This is a genomic window from Gordonia sp. NPDC058843, assembly GCF_042743165.1.
Taxonomy (GTDB): Bacteria; Actinomycetota; Actinomycetes; order Mycobacteriales; family Mycobacteriaceae; genus Gordonia.
In genome coordinates this window covers 57,998-79,830 of sequence record NZ_JBHYNC010000021.1, presented here as the reverse complement: position 1 = coordinate 79,830, position 21,833 = coordinate 57,998, and the positions used below count along the sequence as shown (strand labels likewise).

General features: G+C 68.2%; 21 protein-coding genes. 11 read left to right on the top strand and 10 right to left on the bottom strand.

Annotated elements, in window-relative coordinates; all coding sequences use genetic code 11:
* Nucleotides 1-372 precede the first annotated feature (372 nt).
* The gene (locus tag ACFW3F_RS15330; protein ID WP_388058737.1) at nt 373-903 is read left to right on the top strand and encodes a PH domain-containing protein; all 531 of its coding nucleotides are present in this window, start codon (nt 373-375) and stop codon (nt 901-903) included.
* The gene (locus tag ACFW3F_RS15325) at nt 890-2,395 is read left to right on the top strand and encodes a PH domain-containing protein (RefSeq protein WP_388058735.1); all 1,506 of its coding nucleotides are present in this window, start codon (nt 890-892) and stop codon (nt 2,393-2,395) included. Before ACFW3F_RS15330 ends, ACFW3F_RS15325 begins: the two co-directional genes overlap by 14 nt.
* Before the next feature lie 41 nt (nt 2,396-2,436).
* Here the strand turns inward: ACFW3F_RS15325 and chrA are convergent, their stop codons facing one another.
* A complete protein-coding gene (gene chrA / locus ACFW3F_RS15320; protein ID WP_388058733.1) occupies nt 2,437-3,873 on the bottom strand; it encodes a chromate efflux transporter in 1,437 nt (478 codons plus the stop codon).
* A gap of 176 nt (nt 3,874-4,049) precedes the next feature.
* On the opposite strand from chrA, the gene ACFW3F_RS15315 reads away from it, so the two are divergent.
* From ACFW3F_RS15315 to ACFW3F_RS15300, 4 genes are all read left to right on the top strand, one after another.
* On the top strand, nt 4,050-4,526 hold the full coding sequence (locus ACFW3F_RS15315) for a Chromate resistance protein ChrB (protein ID WP_388058731.1): 477 nt from the start codon (nt 4,050-4,052) through the stop codon (nt 4,524-4,526).
* Nucleotides 4,523-4,954 (top strand): chromate resistance protein ChrB domain-containing protein, encoded by a 432-nt coding sequence (locus ACFW3F_RS15310; protein WP_388058729.1) that lies wholly within the window; start codon nt 4,523-4,525, stop codon nt 4,952-4,954. Before ACFW3F_RS15315 ends, ACFW3F_RS15310 begins: the two co-directional genes overlap by 4 nt.
* A 212-nt stretch (nt 4,955-5,166) precedes the next feature.
* Nucleotides 5,167-6,939, top strand: a complete 1,773-nt coding sequence (locus tag ACFW3F_RS15305) for an FAD-dependent oxidoreductase (RefSeq protein ID WP_388058727.1) — start codon at nt 5,167-5,169, stop codon at nt 6,937-6,939.
* Nucleotides 6,940-6,980: 41 nt separating this feature from the next.
* On the top strand, nt 6,981-7,688 hold the full coding sequence (locus ACFW3F_RS15300; protein ID WP_388058725.1) for a TetR/AcrR family transcriptional regulator: 708 nt from the start codon (nt 6,981-6,983) through the stop codon (nt 7,686-7,688).
* Here the strand turns inward: ACFW3F_RS15300 and ACFW3F_RS15295 are convergent.
* A complete protein-coding gene (locus ACFW3F_RS15295; RefSeq protein WP_388058723.1) occupies nt 7,607-8,152 on the bottom strand; it encodes an NUDIX domain-containing protein in 546 nt (181 codons plus the stop codon). The genes ACFW3F_RS15300 and ACFW3F_RS15295 overlap by 82 nt on opposite strands.
* A 77-nt stretch (nt 8,153-8,229) precedes the next feature.
* Here ACFW3F_RS15295 and ACFW3F_RS15290 point away from each other — a divergent pair, with 77 nt between their 5' ends.
* Nucleotides 8,230-9,939, top strand: a complete 1,710-nt coding sequence (locus ACFW3F_RS15290) for a nucleobase:cation symporter-2 family protein (RefSeq protein ID WP_388058721.1) — start codon at nt 8,230-8,232, stop codon at nt 9,937-9,939.
* 25 nt (nt 9,940-9,964) lie between these two features.
* Here ACFW3F_RS15290 and ACFW3F_RS15285 read toward each other — a convergent pair whose 3' ends face one another.
* Nucleotides 9,965-10,342, bottom strand: a complete 378-nt coding sequence (locus ACFW3F_RS15285) for a cupin domain-containing protein (RefSeq protein ID WP_388058719.1) — start codon at nt 10,340-10,342, stop codon at nt 9,965-9,967.
* 155 nt (nt 10,343-10,497) lie between these two features.
* On the opposite strand from ACFW3F_RS15285, the gene ACFW3F_RS15280 reads away from it, so the two are divergent.
* From ACFW3F_RS15280 to rsgA, 4 genes are all read left to right on the top strand, one after another.
* On the top strand, nt 10,498-10,731 hold the full coding sequence (locus ACFW3F_RS15280; protein ID WP_388058717.1) for a hypothetical protein: 234 nt from the start codon (nt 10,498-10,500) through the stop codon (nt 10,729-10,731).
* Nucleotides 10,732-11,115 carry a VOC family protein gene (locus ACFW3F_RS15275; RefSeq protein WP_388058715.1) on the top strand — a complete coding sequence of 128 codons (384 nt, stop codon included), beginning with the start codon at nt 10,732-10,734 and terminating at the stop codon, nt 11,113-11,115.
* Nucleotides 11,116-11,230: 115 nt separating this feature from the next.
* Complete coding sequence (aroA, locus tag ACFW3F_RS15270; RefSeq protein ID WP_388058713.1) at nt 11,231-12,529, top strand: 3-phosphoshikimate 1-carboxyvinyltransferase; 1,299 nt, start codon at nt 11,231-11,233, stop codon at nt 12,527-12,529.
* A gap of 22 nt (nt 12,530-12,551) precedes the next feature.
* Nucleotides 12,552-13,607 (top strand): ribosome small subunit-dependent GTPase A, encoded by a 1,056-nt coding sequence (gene rsgA, locus ACFW3F_RS15265; RefSeq protein WP_388058711.1) that lies wholly within the window; start codon nt 12,552-12,554, stop codon nt 13,605-13,607.
* A 12-nt stretch (nt 13,608-13,619) separates the two neighbouring features.
* On the opposite strand, the gene ACFW3F_RS15260 is transcribed toward rsgA, so the two are convergent.
* The 7 genes from ACFW3F_RS15260 to ACFW3F_RS15230 all read right to left on the bottom strand — a co-directional run bounded on the left by ACFW3F_RS15260 (nt 13,620) and on the right by ACFW3F_RS15230 (nt 21,725).
* On the bottom strand, nt 13,620-14,819 hold the full coding sequence (locus ACFW3F_RS15260) for a fatty acid desaturase family protein (protein WP_388058709.1): 1,200 nt from the start codon (nt 14,817-14,819) through the stop codon (nt 13,620-13,622).
* A 72-nt stretch (nt 14,820-14,891) separates the two neighbouring features.
* On the bottom strand, nt 14,892-16,241 hold the full coding sequence (locus ACFW3F_RS15255; protein WP_388058707.1) for a fatty acid desaturase family protein: 1,350 nt from the start codon (nt 16,239-16,241) through the stop codon (nt 14,892-14,894).
* Nucleotides 16,242-16,500: 259 nt separating this feature from the next.
* Entirely contained in the window at nt 16,501-17,643 is a 1,143-nt protein-coding gene (locus tag ACFW3F_RS15250) for a GNAT family N-acetyltransferase (RefSeq protein ID WP_388058705.1), read from the bottom strand.
* Between the two features lie 82 nt (nt 17,644-17,725).
* Nucleotides 17,726-18,841 carry a ferredoxin reductase gene (locus tag ACFW3F_RS15245; protein ID WP_388058703.1) on the bottom strand — a complete coding sequence of 372 codons (1,116 nt, stop codon included), beginning with the start codon at nt 18,839-18,841 and terminating at the stop codon, nt 17,726-17,728.
* A 75-nt stretch (nt 18,842-18,916) separates the two neighbouring features.
* Nucleotides 18,917-19,483 (bottom strand): DUF6912 family protein, encoded by a 567-nt coding sequence (locus ACFW3F_RS15240; RefSeq protein ID WP_388058701.1) that lies wholly within the window; start codon nt 19,481-19,483, stop codon nt 18,917-18,919.
* The gene (locus ACFW3F_RS15235; protein WP_388058699.1) at nt 19,480-20,991 is read right to left on the bottom strand and encodes a wax ester/triacylglycerol synthase domain-containing protein; all 1,512 of its coding nucleotides are present in this window, start codon (nt 20,989-20,991) and stop codon (nt 19,480-19,482) included. Before ACFW3F_RS15235 ends, ACFW3F_RS15240 begins: the two co-directional genes overlap by 4 nt.
* Before the next feature lie 86 nt (nt 20,992-21,077).
* Entirely contained in the window at nt 21,078-21,725 is a 648-nt protein-coding gene (locus ACFW3F_RS15230) for an Rv3235 family protein (RefSeq protein WP_388058697.1), read from the bottom strand.
* Nucleotides 21,726-21,833 lie beyond the last annotated feature (108 nt).

The window sequence follows — 21,833 nt, the reverse complement described above, 5'->3', positions numbered from 1 at the left end:
GCGCAAGCGACGAGCCTCGAAGGGCCTGGTGAGACACGTTGCGAGACCCTTCGAGGCTCGCTTCGCTCGCACCTCAGGGAGCAGAGGGGGGGTCTTTCGTGATCCACAACGGCCGCCAGGCCGCAGATACTGAGGTGCGAGGAGCGCAAGCGACGAGCCACGAAGGGCCTGGTGAGACACGTTGCGCAACCCTTCGTGACGCTCGCAAGCTCGCTCCTCAGGGAGCAATGGGTAGCAACGCTCGCAAGCTCGCTCCTCAGGGAGGAGTGGGTCCTGACCCTCGCAAGCTCGCTCCTCAGGGAGCAGTGGGTCCTGACCCTCGCAAGCTCGCGCCTCAGGGATCAGGGTTCTCCCGCCCCTAGACTGACGGCAATGGACCCTTCATCTGAGCCGCTCACACCGGCACACTCCGAGGTGCACCCGACCCTGCGCGAGCCGGTCAACCGAGTCGATCCGCGCGCCAAGACCCTGTGGCGCATCGGTCCGCTCGTCCTCGGTGTCGCGGCCTTCGTCGCCGCCGTCGTCGTGGCCGTCGTCGTCAGTGAGGCACGATGGACCGCCGCGCCGGGCGCGGTCGCCATCGCCGTCCTGACCGCCGCCTACATCGCGGTCGTCCCGCAGTGGCGCTATCGCTTTCATCGGTGGGAGGTCAGCGAGGACGCGGTGTACTCGCAATCGGGCTGGTTCGTCCGGCACCGCGTGATCATCCCCATCGCCCGAATCCAGGTGGTCGACACCGAGGCCGGTCCGATCGAGCAGTTCCTCGGACTCGCGACCCTCACCGTGACCACGGCGTCGTCGGCCGGGACCATTCACATCGCCGGCCTCGATACCGAGGTCGCGCGGACGACCGCCGCCGACCTGACCATCCGTACGCAGGCTTTCACCGATGACGCGACCTGAGCCGTTCGCGGTCGACGGGCCCGAGGACTGGCACCGGTTGTCGCCGTGGATGATGGCGGTCAAACCCGTCGAGTTGCTGCCCTCACTGGTGCCGGTCGTGATCGCGCTGGTCTTCGCCGGCTCGGGCGCACCGCTGTTCACGCTCATCGCCACCGCGGTGATCGTGCCCTTCGTGACGGTGGTGCCTTGGTTGACCACGCGTTACCAGGTGACCGATGAGCACGTCCGGGTCCGCAGCGGGCTCGTCACCCGCAAGGTCGCGACCGCGCGCCGCGACCGGATCCGCAGCGTCGACCTCACGGCCTCCCCCGTCCACCGCGTGCTGAAGCTGCAGAAGGTCAAGATCGGCACCGGCGGCGACGACGAATCGTCGGCCGTCGTCCTCACCGCGCTCACCGTGGACGAGGCGCGGGCACTGCACGACAACCTGATGGCGACACGCACCCATCGCGCCGCGTCGTCACCGGCCGAGGGTGCCGACCCCGACGACCCGGCCGTGCCGGCGGCCGAAGCCCAGGTCCTGGCCCGATTCCAGACCTCCTGGCTGCGCTACTCCCCCTTCTCCGTCGCCGGACTCGCGCTGGCCGCGGGCGCGGCCGGCCTCGCCGCACAGGTCGCCAACGACGCCGGGGTCTTCTCCGAGGGGATCGGGTTCGCACGTGATGCCGTCGATGCGGTGCGCGAGACCGCGATCGGGTTCGTCGTACTGGCGGCGTGCCTGCTCGTGATCGTCGTCGGCGGAGTGCTGTCGGTCCTGGGATACGTGCTGAACTACTGGAACTTCCGGCTTCTCCGACACCCCGACGGGACGCTGCGCACCGAACGCGGACTGCTGACCACCAATGCGATCAGCTTCGACGAGCGTCGGATCCGGGGCAGCCACCTCACCGAGCCGGTGCTCATGCGACCACTCAAAGGTGCTCGGCTACAGGCGATCGCAACCGGCAGCACCAAACATCCACTGCTGCTCCCGCCTGCGCCGATCGACGAGGCCATGCGCGTTGCCGGTCTCGTCACCCACGAACGGGCCGAGCTGACCACTCCGTTGGTCGGACACGGCACCACCGCACGGCTGCGTCGCCTCAACCGCGGATTCCTCGGCGGCGGCGCCGCACTCGCCGTCATCGGTGTCGCGGTGGTCACCCGCGTCGTCCCGGTCCCCTGGCTCGTGGTGGGTGTCGCCGCAGTCCTCGCCTCGACCGCCCTCGGCGCAGTCCGCGCACGCCATCTGGGCCACCGGTTGACAGCTCGCTCGGTGGTCATCGCACCGCCGAGCGTCGCCCGGCAACGCGTCGTCGTCGACCGCGACGGTGTGATCGGGTGGGCGAGCCGCACGTCACTGTTCCAGCGCCGGTCCGGCGTGACCACACTCATCCTCGCCACCGCCGCGGGCGCCGAGCACTACGCGCTCGTCGACGTCGACGAGGAGACCGCGGCGACGGTCGCCTACGACGTGTCGCCCGACTGGATTCGCCCGTTCCTGACGTCCTGACAGCGGTCAGTCAGGACAGCGGCGGTCAGGACAGCGGCAGGTCAGGAGAGCGGCAGACCGACTGCGGCAGCAAGCAACCCGCACACCGCGCAGACGCCGAGGGTCCGGAGCACGGACTGTTTGAGCGGATAGATCAGCACGAAGGCGATCACGGTGATCACCACGGCCAGCGGTCGCAGGGTGTCGAGATGCGGAACCGCCAGATGCAGCGGTCCGGCGGTGACGATCGTGGTGTCGCGGAAGAGCGTGTGCAGCGCGAAGTACAGCGCGAGATTCGCGATCACGCCGACGACCGCCGCGGTGACACCGTTCAGCGCGGACGTGAGATGCCGGTTGTTGCGCAGCTTTTCGATGAACGGCGCGCCGAGGAAGATGAACACGAAGCTCGGTACGAACGTCACCCAGGTGGTCAGTAGCGCGCCGATCGTCGCCGCGACCCAGGGATCGAGCCCGCCGGGGTCGCGGTAGGCACCGAGGAACGCGACGAACTGGACGACCATGATGAGCGGGCCAGGCGTCGTCTCGGCGAGGCCGAGCCCGCGCACCATCTCCCCGGGCGTCACCCAGCCGTAGACGTCGACCGCCTGCTGGGCGATGTAGGCCAGGACGGCGTAGGCACCGCCGAAGGTGATGAGAGCGGTCCAGGTGAAGAAGGTGCCCTGCTGGGTGAACACACTGCCCGTCCCCGTGGTCGCGACGACGATGCCCATCGGGATGACCCAGGCGAGCGCGCCGCTGACGAGCACCACCCCGGCGCGTCGCCAGCTCGGGGATGCGGTGTGGATCGCGTCGTCGGCGATGACCGGGGCAGGCCCGTCGTCGGACACATCTGCACCGGCGGTGACCCGGTGACGGCCGGTCAACCAGCCGACGATGCCGGCCACGACGATCACGATCGGGAACGGGATGGCGAAAACAGCCAGGGCGATGAACGCGGCGATCGCGATGGCGATCTGCACCGGCCCGGTGAGTGCCCGCTTGCTGACTCGGGTGACCGCCTGGGCGACAATCGCCAGCACCGCCGGGCCGATTCCGGCGAACAGCGCGGCAACGATGGTCGTCGCGCCGAAGGCGACGTAGATCGCCGACAGTCCCAGGATCGCGATCGCACCCGGCAGGACGAACAGGATGCCGGCGATCAATCCCCCGGCGGTGCCGTTGAGCAACCAGCCCACGTAGATGGCGAGTTGCTGCGCCTCGGGCCCCGGCAGCAGCATGCAGTAGTTCAGAGCGTGGAGGAAGCGGCGCTGTCCGATCCAGCGCCGGTCGTCGACCAGCGCGCGCTGCATCACCGCGATCTGGCCGGCGGGGCCACCGAAGGTCTGCAACGAGATCAGGAACCAGGCCCGCGTCGCGTCGCGCAGGGACACGCCTGCCGACGGATCGACGACGGCATCCGCCTGCGCGACCGTGTCCGGCGGAGTCTCGGGACGCCTGTTCGCTCCCGCCCCTCCGGGCCGGCCGGCTTTGTCCGACATCACCACACCCCACCTCTCTCGCGTGCCGCTTACCTTCGGCGAAGCGATTTCACCCCGACTCCAGGAGATGCAACCATGGTTACAATCGAGTTGTCCAGAGTTGAACTCGTGGTGAGTGGCGGGTTACGACAACGGGTGCCGATGCGTGATCTGATGGCGTGCGGAGGAGGTGCTACGTGTCCGAGGAGTGGGTGATGCTCGTGTACCGGGTGCCACGGGAACCGTCGACGCCACGGATCGCGATCTGGCGCAAGCTTCGCAAGTACGGCGCGTACCAGTTGACCGACGGGGTGGTACTCCTTCCCGACAGCCCCCGGACTCGCGAACAACTCGAGTGGGTGGCCGAGGACGCGGTCAATGCCGGCGGGTCCGGCGAGGTCTGGGCGGCCGCGCCCACCAATCCGGCCGAGTTCGAACGAATCCGGTCCGAACTACAGGCGGCGCGCGGCACCGAGTACGCCGAGATCGCGACCGAGGCACAGCAGGCGCAGCAGCACGCCGACCCTGCCAAACAGCTCGGCGTGTTGCGTCGCAGGTTCCGCGAGATCACCCGGCGGGACCATTTTCCGACCGAATCCCGCGAGACCGCCCGGCAAGCGCTGCGCACGCTGGCAGACCGGGTCGTCGAGACCGAGCCGGCGAGGCCGTCGTGAGGTGGGCGACGCGGGCCGGTGTACACATCGACCGCGCGGCCTGCGCATGGCTCATCCGCCGCTACATCGATCCCGACGCGGAGTTCGTCTTCGTCACCGAACCTGCCGCGATCCCCTCTGATGCCACACCTTTCGACATGCGAGGCGTCGAGTTGGGCCATCACGACGGCGACTGCACCTTCGAGACGATCCTGCGCCGTCACGACCTGGGCGACCCCGTCCTGTGGGCGATCGCCGAGATCGTCCACGAGGCCGACATCGAAGATGACCGGTACGACGCCCCGGAGGCGCCCGGCCTCGACATCGTGCTGCGCGGGTTGTCCCTCTTGGGCAACGACACCCGGACCCTCGAAGTGGCGGACGCGATCTTCGACGGCCTTTACGAGTACTTCCGGCAACGCACGATCACCGGCCGCGAACCATCCTGAGCAGCCGTCGCACGGGCCGGTCACCGGCCGACTGAGACGATTCTCCAAAACCGTCCGACTCTCATCCAGGCTGTGGTAGACATCACACCAGATGAGTCAATGCTGACTGTTCTCGGCCATCAGGGGCGGTCTTCGACAAAGGGGTCATGGGGATGACGGACGCCAATTCCAACTCGAAAAGCCACTCTCCGAACGGATTTCCACGACGATCCATGCTGCGCGGGTCGGCAGCCGCCGCAGTGCTGGCCGGGACGGCCGTGGCACTCCCGGGGGTCGCGGTTCCGTCCGCACGCGCGGTGCCCCGCCACGGCGCCGGCCGCGGGCGCGACGTGGCGATCTTCGGCGGCGGGATGGCCGGTTTGTCGGCTGCGCACGAGCTCGTCGAGCGCGGCTTCGAGGTCACCGTCTACGAGCCGTCGCGCCTGGGCGGCAAGGCCTACAGCCACGATGTCCCCGGTACTGCGCGAGGCGGTCGCCTCGCCCTCCCCGGCGAGCACGGCTTCCGCTTCTTCCCCGGCTGCTACCAGCACGTCCCCGACACCATGGAGCGAATTCCCGTCGGCAGCAGCAACGTTCGCGACCGACACCTGATCAACGTGGAGTCCGCGGTCATCGCCTTCGACGACGCCGGCTACGCCCCGACCACCGCACCGGCATCGATCCTGGGCTTCGTCGAACACGCGTCGGAGATCGTCACGCTGGAGAACCTGCGCAACGCGTTCATGACGGGGCTCAAGTTCGTCGCCGACGTCCCCGTACCCGAGCTCGCCTTCTTCGTCACCCGCGAGATGATCATCGCGACGAGTTGCACCGAGCGCCGTATCGGGCAGTGGGAGAACCAATCCTGGATGCAGTTCGTGAAGTCGAAGGGCAAGTCGCGGGCCTACCAGCGGTACCTCGTCGGCGCGCTCACCCGGGCGCTCGTCGCCGCCAAACCCGACACCGCGTCGGCGCGCACCATCGGCCAGATCGGACTGGCCCTGGCCACCTCCGCCACGGGGCTGATCAGCGGCTACGACGCCGGTCTCGTGCAGGGCGGAGTCGACCGAATCCTCAACCGCCCCACCAACCATGCCTGGATCGACCCCTGGGTGGCCCACCTCCGCGGCCGCGGCGTGCGCTTCGAGATGGGGACCGGACTCGCGCGACTGAACCTCGCCCGCGGCCGGATCACCGGTGCGCAACTCAGCTCGGGTGCGGCGGTGGATGCCGACTGGTACGTCGCCGCGATGCCGATCGACCGGCTCCGCCCACTGCTGTCGCCCGAACTGGTCGACGCCGACCCGTCGCTGGCCGGCATACACGCGCTCCAGGACGACTGGATGGTCGGCATCCAGTACTTCCTCTCCCGGCGCGCCGACATGCCACCGAGTCACATTGCCGCATTGGGCACCCCGTGGGCGTTGACCGGCCTGTTCCAGGCACGTCCGTGGAACGTCGACTTCGGGCGCAAGTACGGCGACGGACGGGTGAAAGACTGCCTGTCCATCGACATCTCGGAATGGGAGAAGCCGGGCATCCTCTACGGCAAACCCGCCAAACAGTGCACCCGGCAGGAGATCGCGCGCGAGGTGTGGGCGCAGATGAGCCGCGCGATGAACTCCGGGAGCCGCAAGCTTTTGCGGTCGGAGGAGATCGTCACGTGGTCCCTCGACCCCGGGATCTCCTGGTCGCCGTCCATCGCGAACGCCACCCCGCTCATGGTCAACACGGCAGGCTCGTACAAGAACCGACCGAACGCCTACACGTCCGTCCCCAATCTCTTCATCGGCGGCGACCACGTCCGGAGCAACATCGATCTCGCCACGATGGAGGGCGCCAACGAGTCAGGCCGCCGGGTGACCAATGCGATCATCGCCGCCGCCGACAGCCCGGCACCTGCGGCGACCGTGTTCCCGCTCTGGGAGCTGCCGATGCTCGAGCCGCTGAAGCAGATCGACCGCGATCGCTACCGGTCGGGTCTCCCACACATCCTCGACGTGTGAGGCCGTCGATAATTCGCTCCACACCGAACTACGATTCCTCCGTGACCACCTCCCCCGGCACGGCCCGGCGCGCGCGGCAGCAACGCAGCGGGGTCACGCAGACCCGCATCCTCGACGCCGCGATCCGAGTCCTCGTCGACAGCGGGTATGCCGCCGCGAGCACGGTCGCCATCCAGAACGAGGCGGGCGTCAGCCGCGGCCGGCTGTTGCACCACTACCCCTCGCGAGACATCCTGCTGATGGCGGCGGTCGGGCACCTCGCCCGCACCCGCATCGCCGAACTGCCCAGCCGAGTGGACTGGCCGGCCGACCCGATCCGGCGCATCGCGCTCGCCACCGATGTCGGCTGGTCGACGTTCCATCAGCCCTACTTCGTGGCGTCGATGGAGTTGTGGGTCGCGGCGCGGACGAACGCCAATCTGCGTACGGCTCTTCTCCCGACGGAGCGCGAGATCGGCCAGACCGTTCGACGTGCGGTCGCCGGGTTCCTCGGCCCCGAGCTGACCGCCTCGCCGCGGTACGCCGCCCTCTATCCGCTGCTCCTGACGAGCATGCGCGGCGCGGCGACGACCTACCTCATCGACCGGCGTGATCCGCTGACCGATCCACACCTGCCGCTGTGGCGGGACCTGACGCGCACCTACCTGCTCGGTGAGGCGGGCGCCGCTCAGTCCTCCGAGCGATCGGCCTCTCCTGCGTCCGCGGACAGTCCCAGCGCTCCGAGCAGTCGATCGACGAACGGCACCTGAGCGGGGTTGAGCCTTCTCCGGGCGAGATCGGCAGAACACCACTCGGCCCGATCGATCTCGGGAAATGCCTGCATCCGCCCGGATCGCGGTGGCCACATCATGTCGAAGGTATTGCTGACGACCGTCGCGACGTCGAGGTCACCTTCCACGCCGAAACCGATCACCCGCTTGCCGCTCTTGAGCGTGACCTCGCCGAGTTCGACGGGCGGGGCGTCGGGCACCGGGCTCCCGATCTCCTCGGCATACTCACGCCGGGCGGCAGCCCACTCGTCCTCCCCCGGTTCGACGAGACCCTTCGGCAACGACCACGACCCCGCGTCCGGCTTCCGCGCCCAGATCGGGCCACCGGGGAACGCGATGAGGACTTCGACGCCGGTCGACGCGCCGGGTGCGGTCGGGCCGGTCTCGGGAGTCAGACGATAGAGCAGGATTCCCGCGCTTCGGCGGGAGGTGGTGGCGGTCACGGGATACATCTTGGCGGAAACCTCGCGGATACACGTCTGCGCATTCACCGCAACGTGGAAACCGTAGAACTCTGTCCATGTCGGTTCTCGATGTCGTCAGAAACGGGAGGTCCGCCGCGCATCCGGTGGACGAGATCCCGCCGTTCGTCCGGCTCTTCCCGCTCGGCCTCCAGCACGTCCTGGCCATGTATGCCGGGGCCGTGGCGGTACCGCTGATCGTCGGCGGCGCGATGGTGGGTGCCGGGCAGCTCCAGCAGGGTGACATCGTCCACCTGATCATGGCCGACCTCTTCCTGGCCGGTATCGCGACGATCATGCAGGCGGTGGGTTTCTGGCGGTTCGGGGTCCGGCTCCCGTTGATGCAGGGGGTGACCTTCGCGGCCGTCGGTCCGATGATCACCATCGGCACGTCGTACGGCATCACGGCCATCTACGGGTCGGTCATCGCGTGCGGTGTGTTCATGATGGTGGTCGCGCCGATCGTCGGGAAATTGATCCGCTTCTTCCCGCCGCTGGTCACCGGCACGATCATCCTGATCATCGGTGTGTCCCTGATGCGGGTGGCGGCGGGCTGGTTCGGTGGCGGCACTGCCGCGGGTCCCGACTTCGGCGACCCGAAGAACATCGCCTTCGGGTTCCTGACCCTCGCCGTCATCGTGGGCATCGAGCGGTTCGCCCCCGCCGCGCTGCGCCGGGTGTCGATCCTGCTCGGCCTCGCGATAGGCACCCTGATCTCGATCCCCTTCGGCATGGCGCACTGGGATCAGGTCGGCGAGTACCCGTGGGTCGGCATCCCGCAGCCGTTCCAGTTCGGCGCACCCACTTTCGAGGTCAGCGCGATCATCTCGATGATCATCGTCGGCGTCGTGATCATGACCGAGACCACCGGTGACATCGTCGCCGTCGGCGAGATCGTCGACAAGAAGATCACCCCGCGCAAGCTCGCCGACGGCATGCGTGCCGACGGTCTGGGCACCGCACTCGGTGGCGTCTTCAACACGTTCCCCTACACGGCGTTCGCGCAGAACGTCGGCCTCGTCGCGATCACCGGCGTCAAGACCCGTCACGTCGCCACGTGCGCGGGCGTCATCCTCGTGCTCCTCGGCCTCCTGCCGAAGATGGCGGCCGTCATCGAGGGCATCCCGCTACCGGTGCTCGGCGGCGCCGGCGTAGCCCTGTTCGGCATGGTCGCCGCCAGTGGCATCCGGACGCTCGCCAAGGCGAAGCTGAACAACACCAACATCCTGGTCGTCGCCATCTCGGTCGGCGTGGCGATGCTGACCGAGGCCAAGATCTACTACACCGACCGCGAACTCGGTGAGGCGCCGGTCAACGTGGTCCTGGATCTCTACGCCCAGTTCCCCGACTGGTTCCAGACGATCTTCCACTCGGGGATCTCTGCCGGCGCCCTCACCGCGATCGTGCTGAACCTCCTGTTGAACACGCGGAGCGTCTCCGCCGACCCGGTCGACTACCACAACACCGGGGACATCGCGGTGGTGGGCGCGACCGCGGGTGCATCCGACCTCTCCGGCGCCGATGGCGTGCGCGCCGCCGCCTTCGACCCTCGGGACGCGCTGGCAGCCGCAGATCCCGACACCCCGGTCGACACGCTTCGCTATCTCGCCGACCACGATGTGTCGCTGCACCCGTTCATCGTCACCAACCCGGCAACGCCCAAAGACCTGGCCGACCACATCAAGGGCCTCGGCGACCCGAAGGTGTTGCGGCTCTTCGACACCTGGGACGGGTACACATCCGGTGGATTCTCCCGGCGCGGGTCGTGACGGGTTCGGGACGCGCCGGGACCGGTCACCCCTGCTGGTGTTTCGCGTAGTTGCTGGCGCCGTAGAAGTCCACGAGTACCACGGGTTCGTCGCCGACCACCCAGGCATCGTGGCCGGAGGGCAGCGAGGTGATCTCCCCGGGACCCGCGTCGAACTCGGTCCCGTCGGCCATCACGACGTGCAGCACACCGGAGGCGTGGTACTGGAAATGCGGCGCCTCGCACAGTTCGGTGCCGGCGATCGGTTTGACGTCGACCGACCATCGCCAGCCGGGCTCCAGGGTGAGCCGGCCGATGTCCGAGTGCCCGACGGTGAGTACCTCCATCTGGCCGTGCCCGAAGGTGCGCACCTCGTCGGGTTCGGCGAAGGCCCGATGTTCGGTCCGGTGCTCGATGCTGGTCATGATCCCTCCCGGTGATCGCGTGCGGAACCCCGGCCCAGGACAACGCTAGGCCCTCCACCTTGCGGTTGTACTGCGACGACCGCACGATCGCGCAACGGTGGACGTCGGCCGCAGATCCCGGCGCACGGGCACAGGTTCGGCCTATCGTGGAACCCATGTCCCCCAGACACGATCCCGAGCAGGCGCACGACGACGGGCGCATCGTCGACCCCGATCTCCCCTACGAGTGGCCCCACGACTCCGCGTTCGCGTTCGGCGATTCGGCGCCCATCGGCGAGACCGACCGGCTCGCCCGCGAACGCGCCGCCTACGACGCGGCGAGCCACGGGAGCGATGTCAATCGCGGCCACGCGCTCGGCGGTTCGGCCGGCACCACCGAGGGGCAGTAGATGGAGGTATTGGCCAGCCGGGTGCTCCTGCTCTCGGCCGATCCCGAGCGCCTGCAGTCGTTCTACCGCGACCGGCTCGGGCTGCCGATCCATCGCGAATACCCGGGTGGCGTCGTGTTCTTCGCAGGCAACGGCCTCATCGAGATCTCGTCGCACATGAAGACCGACGACCCCACGCCGTCCAGCGATTCGGTTCTCTGGCTTCAGGTCCGGGACGCCGAGGCGGTCGCCGACGAGTTCCGCGCACGTGGCGTTCCGGTCACCAGGGAGCCGCGCACCGAACCCTGGGGTCTGATCGAGATGCATGCGACCGACCCGGACGGCCGTACCCTCATCGTCGTCCAGATCCCCGCCGACCACCCGTTGCGCAAGGACACCAGGTAGGCCGGCGGAGACCAGGTGGGACCCGATCGGTGCCGATGGCCCCCGCGGGCGAGGTGGGCGAGGTGGGGCGAATCGGCGCCCGGCTGCGTGGGCGGTCCATGACAGACTGGACGCCATGAGTTCCTGGAACGCGCCGACCATCACGGGAGGACCCGACGCGCCCGCCGGAGGCGGCCTCGATGCGACAGTGGAGCTTCCGGGTTCCAAGTCGATCACGAACCGCGCACTCGTCCTCGCCGCCCTCGCCGAGGGACCATCGACCGTGCGCGGAACTCTGCGGAGCCGCGACACCAACCTGATGCTCGCCGCGCTCGAGGCACTGGGAGCCGAGATCAGGATCGACCCGGCGAGCGCGACCACGGTCTCTGTCGTGCCCGGCCCTCTGCGAGGCGCTGCGGTGGACTGCGGACTCGCCGGAACCGTGATGCGCTTCCTGCCCCCGGCCGCCGCGCTCGCCTCCGGTCGCGTCCGCTTCGACGGGGATCCCCATGCGCGCGAACGGCCGCAGACCACCATCCTCGACGCGTTGCGCGGTCTCGGCGTCGCCGTCGACGGCGATCGGCTGCCCTTCACCATCGACGGCACCGGGACCGTCCCCGGCGGCGAGGTCACCATCGACGCGTCCGGGTCCTCGCAATTCGTGTCGGGACTGTTGTTGTCGGCGGCGCGATTCGACGCCGGCGTCGTGGTCCGGCATGACGGGGCACCCGTTCCGTCGACCCCGCACATCGACATGACGGTGGAGATGCTGGCCACGGCCGGTGTCGTCGTCGACACCTCACGACCGAACGTCTGGAGTGTCGCGCCCGGACCCATCGCGGCCGTCGACTGGACGGTCGAACCCGATCTGTCGAACGCTGCCGCGTTCCTCGCCGCCGCGGCCGTCACCGGGGGCACCGTGCGGGTGCCGTACTGGCCCGCCGTGACCACCCAACCGGGCGCGCGGATCGCGGATGTGCTCGCCGCAATGGGTTGCGCCGTCGAACATCTCGACGGCACGCTGTCGGTTCGCGGGCCGGCGGTACTCAAGGCCGTCGACCTCGACCTCCGGGACATCGGCGAGCTCACCCCCACCATTGCCGCACTGTGCGCGCTGGCCGACGGGGAGTCGGTGCTGTCGGGTATCGCCCATCTCCGAGGGCACGAGACCGATCGGCTCGCCGCCCTCACCACAGAGGTCACCCGCCTCGGTGGGACGTGCACCGAAACCGATGACGGCCTGCGCATCACCGGCACCGCGGGCGCCCCGTTGCGCGGAGGTACGTGGGAGTCCTATGCCGACCACCGGATGGCCACCGCCGGCGCGATCATCGGCCTGGTGACACCTGACGTGGTCGTCGCCGACATCGAGACGACGAGCAAGACCCTGCCCGACTTCCCGGCCATGTGGCAGAAGATGATCGAGGGCGTATGACCCGACGGGGACGGACCTCCCGGTGAGTCGCCGGGCCGCGAGCTACGACGAATCCGACGTTCGGGTCCGTCCGGGCAAGAGCACCAGACCGCGCACCAAACAGCGGCCGTCGCACGACGACGCCGAGCAGGCGATGGTGGTGTCGGTCGACCGCGGCCGCTGGGGCGTGGTGCTCGACGGGGACCCGGATCGCCGCGTCGTCACGATGCGGGCCCGCGAACTCGGGCGCACCCCGATCGTCGTCGGCGACGACGTGTGGGTCGTGGGTGACCTGTCCGGCCGTACCGACACGCTGGCGCGGATCGTCCGGGTGGCCGATCGCCGAACGGTGTTGCGCCGCACCGCAGATGATTCGGATCCCTACGAGCGGATCGTCGTGGCCAACGCCGACCAGCTCCTCATCGTGACCGCGATGGCCGATCCACCACCACGCACCGGTTTCGTCGAACGCGCACTGGCCGCGGCTTACGTGGGCGGCCTGTCCCCCATCCTGTGCCTGACCAAGTCCGACCTCGCCGATCCCACCGAATTCACCGCCGCCTTCGCCGATCTCGACCTGCCGGTGGTGTGCGCCGGCCGCGATGATCCGCTGGAGGAGATCCTCTCGACACTGCGAGGCCGCATCACCGCGTTCATCGGCCATTCAGGGGTCGGCAAGTCCACCCTGGTCAATCGTCTTGTGCCGGACGCATATCGAGCGACCGGCATCGTGTCGGGAGTCGGCAAGGGCCGCCACACCTCCACCCAGTCGGTGGCACTGGCTCTGCCCGAGGACACCGGGCCGCGCGGCTGGGTGGTCGACACACCCGGAATCCGGTCCTTCGGACTCGCGCACGTCGGACCCGAGGACATCATCGCCGCCTTCGACGACCTGCATACCGCCATCGAGGAATGCCCAAGGGGCTGTACGCATCTGGGACCACCCGCGGACCCCGAGTGCAAGCTGGACGAGTTGACGGGTCACTCGTACCGTCGCGCCATGGCGGTGCGCCACCTGCTGGTCGCGGTCAGCGGCGGCGAGAGTGACGCCGAGGAGCCACGGTCCCCGGAGCGGCGGAACGAACCGCTTCCCGAGTGAGGTGAACGGCCGTCAGCGTCGCCGTCGCCGATCGCGCAACTCGCGGATCGCGGACTTGAGTCCCGCCGCGCGGGGCGTCATCCCGGCAAAACGCCTCTCCGAAGCGGTTTCCGGGGCGTCGTCGGCGGTGTCGTGCAGGAACGAATCGGGCAGCGCCAGCTTGTTGATCGTGCGCAACGCCTGAAAGTACTGCACCACAATCGAACCCGTGGTGTACGGCAGATCGTACTTGTCGCACAGCGCCCGCACCCGCACCGAGATCTCGGCGTACCGATTACTGGGCAGATCGGGGTAGATGTGGTGTTCGATCTGATAGCAGAGGTTACCGCTGAAGAACGCCATGGCGGGCCCGGCGTTGAAATTGGCCGTACCCAGCATCTGCCGCAGGTACCACTGTCCCTGCGTCTCGTGCTCCAGTGTGTCGGCGGTGAACTTCTCCGCGCCGTCCGGGAAATGACCACAGAAGATGACCACATACGCCCACACGTTGCGGATCAGGTTCGCCGTCAGGTTGGCCGTCAGCGTGTGCTTGAAGTTCGGACCCGACAGTGCCGGGAACAGCACGTAGTCCTTGGCCAACTGTTTGCCGACCTTGCGCGCAAACACCTTGAGCTGCGGAATCGCAACCTCTTTGGGCTTCTTACCGGTGATCGCGTCTTTGAGATCGAGGTCGTGCAGGCCGATCCCCCACTCGAAGAGCGCCGCGAGCAAGATGTTGGTGAACGGCTGGAGCAGCATCTTGGGCTGCCACGGCTCGTCGCGGGTCACCCGTAGCGTCTTGTAGCCGACGTCGTGATCCATGTCGAGCACGTTGGTGTACTTGTGATGGATGTAGTTGTGGGAGTGCTTCCAGTGCGGCGAAGCACACACCATGTCCCATTCCCAGGTGGTCGAGTGGACCTCCGGGTCGTTCATCCAGTCCCACTGCCCGTGCATCACGTTGTGCCCGAGCTCCATGTTCTCGATGATCTTCGAGAGCGCGAGCGCGCCGGTGCCGAGCAGCCACAGCGGCTTCGATCTGCTTCCGAGCAGCGCCGCGCGCCCGGCAACCTCCAGGACGCGATGCGCCATGACCGTGCGCTTGAGGTACCTGACGTCCCGCATCCCGCGGTCCGCCTCGATCTCCCGACGGAGTGCGTCGAGCTCGGCGCCGAGTGCTTCCACGTCGGCGTCGGTCAGGTGCGCGTACTCATTGATGTCAGTGATTGCCATTGCGCCTCATTATGCCCCTGCCGGGACAACCGCCTCGTTCTCGTCTCCTGCCGGCTGTCAGACGTGTACGGATCAGGCTGCCCGCTCGTCGGAACGGACGTCCGACGCCTCGACGCCGGACCGGGCCAGACGGGAGCGCAACGAGCGGGGCGAATCCTGCCGGCGCCGGGAGCGAAGCGACGCGATGGCCGAACGCAGCCCGCGACGCGTGCCGGTCGCCTCGTCGATCGTCGCCTGCAGACGGGCGCCCTCGGGCAGCCCCTGCTTGAATCGGAGCTCCGACGCGGTCTCGGGTGCATCGTCCGCGGTCGCAGAGAGGTACTTGTCCGGGAGCGAGAGTTTGGCGATGGTCCGCCAAGCCTTCGCGTACTGCACCGGGAAAGGTCCCGAGGTGTAGGGCAGGTCGTACTTGTCGCACAACGCCCGCACGCGCACCGCGATCTCGGCGTACCGGTTGCTGGGCAGATCCGGGAAGATGTGGTGCTCGATCTGGTACGACAGGTTCCCGCTCATGAAGGCGAGAGGGAAGCCCGCGTCGAAGTTGGCGCTGCCGAGCATCTGCCGCAGGTACCACTCCGCCTGCGTCTCGGTGTCGATGTCCTTCTTGGTGAACTTCTCCGCACCGTCCGGGAAGTGGCCGCAGAAGATCACGGCGTTGCTCCACACGTTGCGGATGACATTGCCGAGCGCGGTCGCGGTCGCGGCCTTGGCGTACGCGCGGCCGTACCCGACCCGGTGTCCGGTGGCGGCACTGATCAACGCAGGATACGCGAGGTAGTCCTTGGCGACCTGCTTGCCGATCTTCGACAGCACCTCGTTGCGATTACGGCGGAACTCTTCTTGCGCCTCCGGGGTCTTGCGCTTCTTGCCGAGCTCGAGGTGCTGCACGGCGACGCCGTACTGGAAGGCCAGCGCGAGAATGGTGTTGTAGACGAGGTTCCCGTAGTTGAACGGACGCCACCGCTGATCGCGGGTGACGCGCAGGAGCCCGTAGCCCACATCGTCGTCCATGCCGAGCACGTTGGTGTATTTGTGATGGATGTAGTTGTGGGTGTGCTTCCAGTGCGCCGACGGATCGGTGTTGTCCCACTCCCATGTGGTGCTGTGCACCTCGGGGTCGTTCATCCAGTCCCATTGCCCGTGCATCACGTTGTGCCCGAGCTCCATGTTCTCGACGATCTTCGCGACGCCGAGGGTGCAGGCTCCCGCCCACCAGGCCGACTTGCGGGTCGACCCGAACAGCAGCGCGCGACCGGTCATCTCCAGGCCGCGCTGGAATCGGATCGTGTTGCGCAGGTACCGCGCGTCGCGCTCGCCGCGGTCGGCTTCGATGTCGGCGCGAATCGCGTCGAGCTCCGCTCCGAGAGCGATCACGTCGGATTCGGTCAGATGTGCGTATTCGGGGATGTCGGAGATCGCCATGTGTCTGGTTCCCTTCGCCGGTGGTCGGTCGGTCACGCGTGCTCACGATGTATGTCTCGACCGCTGCCTACGCCTACGTTTCCGTAACTTACGCAAGCGTAGGTAAGTGTCGGCGATGTGTCCAGTGACTGTGACGAGGACTTCGACAGGGCTCAGCCGGCAGGCGGAGGACGCTAAGCCGGCGAACAGCGACGCCCAGTCGACGTGAAGCGACGCCCAGTCGACGTGAACTGACGCCCGGTCGACGGGGGGTCGGTGGTCAGTTGTTGCGGTGGGCCTCGTAGTCGTCGCGGAACAACTCGAACCCGACGAGGTCCTCGAACACGCCATCGGATCGGGCCGCGAGCTTCTGGGTGCCGAACTCGCGGAACCCCGCGATGCGGGCGAGTTTCTTGCTGCCCTCGTTGCTGTCGGCGGCGAAGAGCGTCAGGCGACGAAATCCCAGCTTGTCGAAGGCATACCGGACCACCGCCGGAAAAGCTTCGGCGAGAACACCTTTCCCGCGAGCTTCCGGGTGCGTGTAAAAACCGGCCTCGGCGCCGGTGACCTCGTCGATGTGCAGGAGCGTGATGTCGCCCAGATAGTCGTCGGTCTCGCGGTCGGCGACCGCCCAGGTGCATGTCGTGCCCTGTGCGGCGGTCCACCACTTGCGGAGCCGCTCGGCGGCGGCATGTTCGAGTTCCAGCGGGTCGGGGCGCTCGAACAGGTACTTACGCGATGCCGGGTCGTCGAGCGTCTCACGAATCCGCGGGTCGTCGGCCTCCGCGAGCGGCCGGAGACGGAACCTCTCGGTCTCGAAAACGTCTGTCCGCCAGTCGGTCTTCGGGTGTTGCGGATCGCTCGCATGCAGCGAACCCACCCAGGCGTCACGGATGTGGCCACGGACCTCGATGCCGTTCGGCACCGCGGCGTCGAGGCGGAAACCGCACGAGTGGGCCACCCGCAACGCGTCGATGTTGCCGGCGACGGTCGTCCATCGCACGACTTCCTTGCCCGCCTCACCGAACGCGTGGTTGACGGCCAGCAGCACAGCCCGCTTCATCACGCCCCACCCACGAGCATCGGGGTGCAGGTCGTAGCTGAGTCGGGTGAGGGGGCCCTCGCCCTCGATGTCGACGGTGCCGACGAACCGCCCGTCGAACTCGACCGCCCACAGCATCCGGGTACCGTTCGCCCAGCTCCGAGGCGCGTAGTCGAGCGCGAAACGTTCCGCCGCGGCACGGCTGTACGGTGCCGGGATCGGGGTCCACCGCATCATGGCCGGATCCGCCGCGAGTTCGACCATTCGATCGAGATCGTGGGGCTCGTGCGGCCGCAACGTGACCCCTCCGTCGCTCAGGACGGGGATCTGGCCGGGGACCGGAGCCTCAGCTTTCACTGGTGCCTTCGCCGGCGTTTCCATGGGCCGGTTTCCTCTCACCACGCACGCCGTTCACCCTACCGGCTCGCCGATCGGTGTGAGCGTCACGCGACGAAGTCCCCGCTCAGACGTCGAGTGTGCAGTCTCCCGCCGCAGCGCTGACGCAGGTCTGAATCCGTTCACCCTCGACGTGTTCGACGCCCGAGCGCAGATCGCGCACACAACCTTTGTCGAGCATGACCACGCAGCTCTGACAGATGCCCATCCGGCATCCGAAGGGCATGATCGCCCCCGCCGACTCCCCCGCCTCGAGCAACGTGGTCGCGCCGTCGACCGCCGTCGACTTCCCGGACCGCGAGAACGTGACGGTGCCACCCTGGGCCCCGACGACGCCACGCTCGAGCGCGAACCGTTCGATGTGCAGGTGGTCGGCGAGATGCGCGTCCGTGTACAGACGCTGCAGGCCGTCGAGGAAGCCGGCGGGTCCGCACGCCCAGGTCTGGCGTTCGCGCCAGTCGTCACAGAGAGACGGCAGCACCTCGGGGGTGATCTGCCCGTCGGATCGGGTGTATTGCACATGCAGGTCGACCACGCCGTCGTCCGACAGGCCTCCCAGCTCGTCGGCGAACAGCAGGTCGGCAGGCGTCGGCGTCGAGTGGATTAGCCGGATATCGGTGTGCTGCTGACGGTGTCGCACGGTCCGCAGCATCGAGATGATGGGCGTGAGGCCACTTCCCGCGGTCACGAAGAGGATCTTCGCCGGCAGCGGATCGGGCAGCACGAACTCGCCGCGCGGTGCGGCGAGCCGAACGACCGTCCCGGGCTTCAGACCGTTGACCAGGTGACTGGACAGGAAGCCCTCGGGCATCGCCTTGACGGTGATCGTGATCGTCTTGTCGTTGGCCGACGAGTCGGGGGTGGAGGTGAGCGAATAGGAGCGCCATGCCCACCGGCCCTCCATCAGGACGCCGATGCCGATGTACTGCCCCGGGGCGTAATCGAACGAGAAACCCCATCCGGGGCGGATGCGGATCGTCGCGGTGTCCTCGGTCTCCCTGGTCACCGACACGACCTTGCCGCGCAACTCGCGGGCCGACCACAGCGGATTCGCCAGGTGGAGGTAGTCGTCGGGCAGGAGTGGCGTCGTGATCCGGGTGAGCGCGGCGCGCGCCCACTGCGAGCCGCGGCTCCGGGCCGCGATGCCCGAAACCGGTTCCTCGAATCGCTCGAGCAGGCCCATCTCACATACCGCCTTCGACGTCGGGAGCGTGTCGGAGCCACCATAACCTACGCAACCGTAGGTTAGCGTCTCGGCTCAGAGCAGCTCGAGCAGAAACGGCAGCTCCTGGGTCGCGTACCACGCGAGATCGAAGTCCTCGACGTCGCCGACAGCGAGTTCGGCATCCAGGTCACCCATGTCAGCGGCGTCGATGACCACCACGGCAGCCCGTACCTTCGGTTCGGCCTCCGCGACGTCGACGTGTACCGACGCGATCGCTGACAGCGGGATGGGACCGGCGACCTTGACCACCGCATCGTCGAGGTCCGGCCGCGGGGTCACGCTCTCGACATCAGCTGCGACGACCACTCGCCGGGGCGGCAGACTCGAGGTCTCCCCCGGCCCAGTGGTCGCCTCGTCTGCCGCGAGTTCGTTGTCGGTGTCGGTGTCGCCGGTCTCGGGGGCCTCACCGGCGAGCAGACGCAGCGACGCGCGCGCGGCCTCGCGCAGCGCGACCTCGGACAGCTCCTCGTCGTCCCCGGAGACGAAGGCCTCGCGGAGCGCGGGCGTCAGGGCGAAGCCCGTGCCACCGAGGGGACGGAACTCGCCGTCGGTGTTGAGCTGCATCAGCATCGCCAACGTCGCCGGCAGGTACACCCTCATTCGTCAACGACTCCCGTCGGCTCGCGGTACGGCTGGGTCAGCTCTTCGTAGGACTCGAACACGTGATCGGCCATCGCGGGCAGATCGGCGATGACCCCGCGGTCGGCGACGAAGGCGAAGTGCAGATGGTCACGGTACTCGATGATGCTGATCGCCAGCGCACGCTGCGACACGAGGGTGGGGATCGCGAACGCCCGGCACACCGGTGCGCCCAGTACGAAACGGTCTGGTACGGGGGCCGTGCTCATCGCCACCGGCACGTTGTACGCGCGACTGTTCAGGGACCGGAAGGCGCGCGAACTGATCTCCGGGAACGGCACCACACCCAGCTCCGGGAACAAGGGACTCGGACCGGTGTTCATCCGGCGCGAGGACTGCGCATACCGGTCGGCCAGCCCGGCCACCTGAGCCAGACGGACGGCCGGATTGCTCTCGCCCACCGGAAGATCGGTGACGAAGCTCGGTTTGCCCACCCCGATCCACCCGGGCTCGGGCTCGGCCGCACGCTCGACACCCGGGTCGCGCGTGGACAGCGGGACGACGACTCGCACGGTGTCGGCGGGGACCTCGGCCGGGTCGAACGAGAGCATCCACTTGCGCATGACGCCGGAGATGATCGCGAGCTCGACATCGGTGATGGTGCAACCGTGGTGCTCGGCCACCTTCGCGCAGTCACGTCGAGGCAGCGCGGCGGTGGTGAAAGAACGGGTCGTGGTGCCCGCGTTGTTCAGTGGGCTACGTGGCGCCGAATCGGTCAGCTGCGATACCACGTCGCCGACGCGTCGAACGGTCGTGCCGACGGCGGACCGCATCTCCGACACGATCCCGTTGCCGTGCAGCACCGTCTCCACGAGATCTCCCGGACGCGCGAGCGCTTCGGCCAGAGCGCCGACGACGAGGTGGGTGCCACCCGGCGGTGAGCCCGGCATCCACAGCTCCTCCGGCAGCAGGTCGGCGCGGTCGGTGCCATCGCAGATGACCTCGCTGATCTCCCGGCTTCCCGCGTCGTCGATGAGGCACCGATGCGACTTGGTGAGGATCGCGAGCCGGCCGTCGGCCAGCCCCTCGATGAGATACATCTCCCAGAGCGGTCGTGTGCGGTCGAGTGGCCGTGACATCACGCGGGCGACCAGGTCGTCGAGGTCGACGGTTCCACCTGGGCGCGGCAGGCCCGAGCGTCGGATGTGGAAGTTGATGTCGAAGTCGGGATCGTCGACCCACACCGGACGTGCCAGCCCGAGGGTCACCTCCCGCACGACCTGGCGATACCGCGGGATGAGTTGCAGACGGTTCTCCACCAGCGACACCAGGCCCGGATAGTCGAGCATCGACTCCCGGGGTGCACCCCGGCCTGTGGTGGAGGCATCGGTGCCGCTCGGCTCGGACTCACCCGATGTGGTGCGACCGACCGCCGGGTCGACGATCAGCAACGCGCCGAGATGCGTCGTCGACCGCGAATCGTCGAGAAAGTAGTACATCGCGTCGCGGGGCGACAGACGGGTGACCACGTCGCCGATCCTAGTCGCCGCTGCCGACTTTCGTGGTCGGCGCAAGCCGATGCCGGCTCGGCATGCGTCGGCCAGCGAGCAACCCGTCAGCCGAACTCCAGGGCGACCAGCTGCCAGCGATACTCGACTCGGCCCAGCGAGCGCCGACCGGCGGGCGCGGAGCCGCGGATGCGGATCGGCTTGCGCTCGATCCGACCTGCGAACGCCCGGGTGCGTCCTCCACCCTCATACGATCCGAAGACCTCCGCGGCGGCCGGATCGCACAACTGGACGTGCACCCGCCGCAGCACGTTCCCCGTGGGCACATACGGCGGCGTCGGTACGGTCCCCGACGCCCCGGCGCCGGTCGGGTCGGGAACCCGGAAGGCGTCGTGACGCACGAGCGCCGCCACCTGATCGGCGATCGCCGGCGACACGACATCGCCGAGATGGGCGACCGATCGGCGGCGGTCGACGACCTCGAACAGCAGTCGGGACACCGCGACGGTGAAGCGACGGGCCTCCGCGGCCGCAGCTGCGGTCTTGCGTGCCGACCCGGTGCCGGGTGCCGTTCCCGGGAACGGTCGGACCGCCGTTGAGTGGCGCACTCCGGGTGTCGGCGCAACCACCGGACCGGCGGGTTCGTACCGCGGAGCCGGCCGGACCCGCACCCGCGGTGTCTGGACCGCGCCCGACACAAGCGGCCGGGACGTGCGCGTGGGCGTGAGTTCGGAACCCAGGGGAAGTGGACGCATGGGTGTTGGACGCATGGGTATTGGACGCAGCGGGTGGCGTCCCGGTTCCATCGGCACCGAAAAAAATCCGCCGACGGCCGGCCCCGGTGAACGGGACCGACCGCCGGC

Bases quoted from the DNA above. Each gene is read 5' to 3' on its own strand.
- ACFW3F_RS15330 (WP_388058737.1), top strand. From the start codon at position 373: ATGGACCCTTCATCTGAGCCGCTCACACCGGCACACTCCGAGGTGCAC.
- ACFW3F_RS15325 (WP_388058735.1), top strand. From the start codon at position 890: ATGACGCGACCTGAGCCGTTCGCGGTCGACGGGCCCGAGGACTGGCAC.
- chrA (WP_388058733.1), bottom strand. From the start codon at position 3,873: ATGTCGGACAAAGCCGGCCGGCCCGGAGGGGCGGGAGCGAACAGGCGT.
- ACFW3F_RS15305 (WP_388058727.1), top strand. From the start codon at position 5,167: ATGCTGCGCGGGTCGGCAGCCGCCGCAGTGCTGGCCGGGACGGCCGTG.
- ACFW3F_RS15290 (WP_388058721.1), top strand. From the start codon at position 8,230: ATGTCGGTTCTCGATGTCGTCAGAAACGGGAGGTCCGCCGCGCATCCG.
- ACFW3F_RS15285 (WP_388058719.1), bottom strand. From the start codon at position 10,342: ATGACCAGCATCGAGCACCGGACCGAACATCGGGCCTTCGCCGAACCC.
- ACFW3F_RS15280 (WP_388058717.1), top strand. From the start codon at position 10,498: ATGTCCCCCAGACACGATCCCGAGCAGGCGCACGACGACGGGCGCATC.
- ACFW3F_RS15275 (WP_388058715.1), top strand. From the start codon at position 10,732: ATGGAGGTATTGGCCAGCCGGGTGCTCCTGCTCTCGGCCGATCCCGAG.
- aroA (WP_388058713.1), top strand. From the start codon at position 11,231: ATGAGTTCCTGGAACGCGCCGACCATCACGGGAGGACCCGACGCGCCC.
- ACFW3F_RS15260 (WP_388058709.1), bottom strand. From the start codon at position 14,819: ATGGCAATCACTGACATCAATGAGTACGCGCACCTGACCGACGCCGAC.
- ACFW3F_RS15255 (WP_388058707.1), bottom strand. From the start codon at position 16,241: ATGGCGATCTCCGACATCCCCGAATACGCACATCTGACCGAATCCGAC.
- ACFW3F_RS15250 (WP_388058705.1), bottom strand. From the start codon at position 17,643: ATGGAAACGCCGGCGAAGGCACCAGTGAAAGCTGAGGCTCCGGTCCCC.
- ACFW3F_RS15245 (WP_388058703.1), bottom strand. From the start codon at position 18,841: ATGGGCCTGCTCGAGCGATTCGAGGAACCGGTTTCGGGCATCGCGGCC.
- ACFW3F_RS15240 (WP_388058701.1), bottom strand. From the start codon at position 19,483: ATGAGGGTGTACCTGCCGGCGACGTTGGCGATGCTGATGCAGCTCAAC.
- ACFW3F_RS15230 (WP_388058697.1), bottom strand. From the start codon at position 21,725: ATGCGTCCACTTCCCCTGGGTTCCGAACTCACGCCCACGCGCACGTCC.